The organism is Ruminococcus sp. (genome assembly GCF_017650195.1).
Classification (GTDB): Bacteria; Bacillota; Clostridia; order Oscillospirales; family Ruminococcaceae; genus Ruminococcus.
The window spans coordinates 1-4,264 of the sequence record NZ_JAGCFH010000331.1 but is presented as its reverse complement, the minus strand read 5'-3'; the positions used below and the strand labels follow the sequence as shown (position 1 = coordinate 4,264).

The window sequence follows — 4,264 nt, the reverse complement described above, 5'->3', positions numbered from 1 at the left end:
CTTTCCCATTTTATAATACCGTGTGAGCCAACTCTTATTATTTGATTTTGGAGGCATAATGCCTGCGCTGTCCACCAGTATGACCTTAGTCACTTTGAAAGGCAGATCATCACGGCTGTGCATTTTTATGATGACACGTCCGCCGAAGCTGTGACCGAGAAGCATTACTTCTTTTGTGTCATAGTCTTTAAGAAAGTCGATGACGAACTGTACGTATGAGCTCACGTCCCATACTTCCTTGGGCTCGTCGCTCTTGCCGAAGCCGGGCATATCCATAGCCACGACCTTGTATTTCTTCGAGAGGAGCTCTATCATATTGGCGAAAAGGGTGATATTGCTGCCCCAGCCGTGAAGCAGTACAATGAGGTCGCCCTCGCCCTTTTCCTCGTAGTTTATCTTCAAACCGTTGACTGTTTTTTCCAATTCTATTATCTCCGTATCTCTTAAGTTGAGAGTTGAGAGTGTAGAGTGGAGAGTGGTGGTGTCTGCTTCGCAGATATATTTTAAAAAGCTTATCGGCTCTCAATTCTCAACTCTCAACTCTTCACTCATATATCATATACGGCATACAGCCGCAAATATACATATATAATTTATTATATCACTTACGGAATTTATTGTCAACAAAAAAATCGGACGGCAATTGCCGTCCGAAAGATGTTATTGTTCGACAGTTTTCTGATAAAGCTCCCAGAGGTCGAGAGTCTCGTTTTTACCGAGATAATGGATAGTAAGGGTATCGCCCTCTGCAACAGTCACATAATCCATTGAAGCTTCATTCGTATCCCGGCTCAGACCAAAGGGTAATTTTTTTACGGGAAAATACCACACATGGTCGTGGAATGTATTCAGATGTATCTCATCATCACCCTGATATTCTTCATCATCATCACGATACATAACCTCATTTATGATTTTGCAGTCTGCCTTGAAATCAATACTGAGCTCATGTGCCGTCCAGACCTTTGTGCCCTCGGGAACAGGATAGTAATTATCCATGTAATCTGCGCGGTATTCTTCACGTTCTAATCCATTCTCGTCAGGTTCAAGTTTTACAAAATAAAAATGGACTTCCCGTGCTTTCACTATATAATGGAGCTTATCCCTGCTTATGGGGATACCACCTACAAAAATAAGCATGAAAGCTACGAACATCACCAGAGTTGTACCTAAAACAGCTCCGATAACTTTGAGTTTTGTGCGCTTTTTTACCTTTTTCAGCGGTTTTACGTCCTTGTCGGGGACTTTTATATCATCTTCCTTTTGTTTCATGCTCTCATAGACGGTATTGCACTCCCCGCACTCATGGAGGTGCTTTTCTATCTCCTCGTTGCTGTCCTGAGAGGTGAGTTTGTCACAGTACAGCGGCAAAAGGTCTCTCACGATATTGCATTTCATAAGATCACTCCTTTTTGTAGGGGAGCCCTTTGGACGCCCGCATAAATATTTTATCGTCGACGGGCGGCGTTCCCTACAGCAGCTTTTGCTTTGCGCGATAGTAGGTAACACGCGCCCAGTTTTCTGACTTCCCGAATATCTCCCCTATTTCACGGAAGTTCAGCTCCTGCGTGGCTCTCAGCAGTATTATCTCCTTTTCCGTCTCCGGCAGGGAATGTATCCTTTTCAGCAGGCGGATACGGCTGTCCTCGCTCTCCGCTTCCTCGTCGGGACGTGGAGAGGTGTCCTCGACAAGCTCTGTTATCTCCTCGCCTGTATGCTTCCTGCGTTTGCGGAGCTCCTCAAGCCATGCGTTCCGCGCGATACTGCACAGCCATGTGTATACGGAGCTGTCTCCCTTGTACTTTTTAAGCGACCGCAGAGCACGGTAAAAGGTCTCCTGAGTGAGCTCCTCGGCGGTATCGGCATTGCCGCAGAGGGTCATGAGGTACAGGAACACCTTTCTGCCGTTTTCCCTGTAGTATTGCTCCATATCCGACGACACGACACCGCCTCCTTTCCGAACGTTCATATATTAGTTGCAGCAAAAGCTGATTCGTTACAGAAAATCAGAAAATTTTTCAAATTGACATTGCAGACCTTTCGTGCTATACTTGATAAGTACCGAATATACGCTAATTATATCATATTCTTCGCACATCTTCAACCGTTGTGCAGAATTACTGCGAAAATACACTTTACAATTATATATAAAAATGGTATAATAATAAGATGTCGGCGGAACACAGGTATCCGCTGTATGATTACTTCTACTGAGGTGTAAAATGTCAAATAAATATTCTCTCGGCATAGATGTGGGCTCGACCACTGTAAAAACAGTAATAACCGACGCCGACGGGGAGATACTCTATTCAAAGTATCAGCGCCACCTTTCAAAGGTAAAGGAGACCGTCACGGATCAGCTTAAAATAATACAGGCGGACTATCCCGACGAGGAGTTCACTGTCTGCATAACAGGCTCGGCAGGTCTCGGACTTGCCAATTCTGCAGGCATACCCTTCGTGCAGGAGGTACACGCAGCTTTTCTTGCCGTAAAGGAGAAGCAGCCCGACGCTGACGCAGTTATAGAGCTTGGCGGCGAGGACGCAAAGATCATATTCCTCACAGGCGGCGTTGAACAGCGTATGAACGGCACCTGTGCAGGCGGCACGGGAGCTTTTATAGACCAGATGGCTACCCTTCTCGGCATTACTGCCGACGAGCTGGACGAACTGTCCCTCCACGCCCAGAAGGTATACCCCATAGCTTCGCGCTGCGGAGTATTCGCAAAATCGGATATACAGCCCCTTCTCAATCAGGGAGCAAGGCGTGAGGACATTGCCGCAAGTATCTTTCAGGCAGTGGTCGATCAGACCGTTTCCGGACTTGCTCAGGGACGTACTATCGAGGGAAAGGTGCTTTTCCTCGGAGGTCCTCTATTCTTCCTGAACGGACTTAAAAAGGCTTTCGTAAAAACTTTAGGACTTGACGGCAGCAATGCGGTATTTCCACAGGAGGCTCCCGTATTCGTAGCTTACGGCTGTGCTGTATATGCGGCTACAGCCGAGGACGCCTTCGCCATAGATGACATTATTGAAAAGATTCAGAACGCAAAAGCCTCTGATGATATTGTAACGGGAGAGCCGCTTTTCAACTCTCAGGCAGAGTATGAGGGCTTTATTGACAGGCATAAGAAGTTCGACCTGAAATACGCTGATCTTCGCACATACACCGGTGACGCATACCTTGGCATCGACGCAGGCTCCACCACCACGAAACTTGTGCTCATAACCGATGACGGACGTATGCTCTACCACCATTATTCCTCAAATCAGGGACAGCCCCTCGACAAGATAGCCGATCAGGTGAAGAAGATATACTCCGAGATGAACCCCGGAATCACCATAAAGGGCTCGGCTGTTACCGGCTATGGCGAGGACCTCATAAAAGCTGGTCTTTCCATAGACCACGGTATAGTTGAAACAGTCGCCCACTTCAAGGCTGCGGCTTACTTCTGCCCTGAAGTTGACTTTATAATTGACATCGGCGGACAGGACATCAAGTGCTTCAAGATAAAAAACAAGAGCATCGACAGCATAATGCTCAACGAGGCTTGCTCCTCGGGCTGTGGCTCATTCATACAGACCTTCGCAATGGCTCTCGGATACGATATCGCCGAATTCTCGCGGCTTGGACTATTTGCAGAGCACCCTGTTGACCTCGGCTCGCGCTGTACCGTATTCATGAACAGCTCCGTAAAGCAGGCTCAGAAAGACGGTGCTACCGTTGAGGACATTTCCGCGGGACTGTCATCCTCTATTATCAAGAATGCTATATATAAAGTAATTCGTGCGAATTCTCCCGACGATCTTGGAAAGAATATAGTTGTACAGGGAGGTACCTTCCTTAATGATGCTGTGCTCCGTTCTTTCGAGAAGGAGCTTGGCAGGAATGTTATCCGTCCGGCTATTTCCGGACTTATGGGAGCTTTCGGCTGTGCCCTCTACGCAAAGGAAAGAGCAGATGGACAGCCTTCTAAACTCATATCCGCAGAGGAGCTGGAAAACTTCAGCTATACTTCACGTTCTGCAAACTGCGGCGGCTGTACTGCGCACTGTCAGCTGAACATAATCAGCTTCGGTCAGGGACGCAGGTTTATTTCCGGAAACCGTTGCGAAAAAGGCGGCGGAGCAGCCAATAAAAATACTGTTCCCAATCTCTATGAATTCAAGTATGACAGTATACTCAATACCGTGAAGACCCATCAGCCAAAACGCTTCCGAGCAACAGTGGGACTTCCCCTTGCACTGGGATTCTACGAGCAGCT

Annotated in this window: 4 protein-coding genes; 1 reads left to right on the top strand and 3 read right to left on the bottom strand. The window is 47.3% G+C overall.

The window, feature by feature from the left end; translation table 11 throughout:
* The 3 genes from J6U00_RS15095 to J6U00_RS15085 all read right to left on the bottom strand — a co-directional run.
* A partial coding sequence (locus tag J6U00_RS15095; protein WP_296583273.1) for an alpha/beta hydrolase occupies positions 1–423 on the bottom strand: 423 nt, incomplete at its 3' end.
* 237 nt (positions 424–660) lie between these two features.
* A complete protein-coding gene (locus J6U00_RS15090; protein WP_296583271.1) occupies positions 661–1,398 on the bottom strand; it encodes a zf-HC2 domain-containing protein in 738 nt (245 codons plus the stop codon).
* Between the two features lie 73 nt (positions 1,399–1,471).
* Positions 1,472–1,942: a sigma-70 family RNA polymerase sigma factor gene (locus J6U00_RS15085; protein WP_296583269.1), complete on the bottom strand. Its 471-nt coding sequence runs from the start codon at positions 1,940–1,942 to the stop codon at positions 1,472–1,474.
* A gap of 280 nt (positions 1,943–2,222) precedes the next feature.
* Here J6U00_RS15085 and J6U00_RS15080 point away from each other — a divergent pair.
* On the top strand, positions 2,223–4,264 hold a 2,042-nt coding region (locus J6U00_RS15080), incomplete at its 3' end, for an acyl-CoA dehydratase activase (RefSeq protein ID WP_296583267.1).

Coding starts and splice junctions, on each gene's coding strand:
- J6U00_RS15090 (WP_296583271.1), bottom strand. CDS start 1,398: ATGAAATGCAATATCGTGAGAGACCTTTTGCCGCTGTACTGTGACAAA.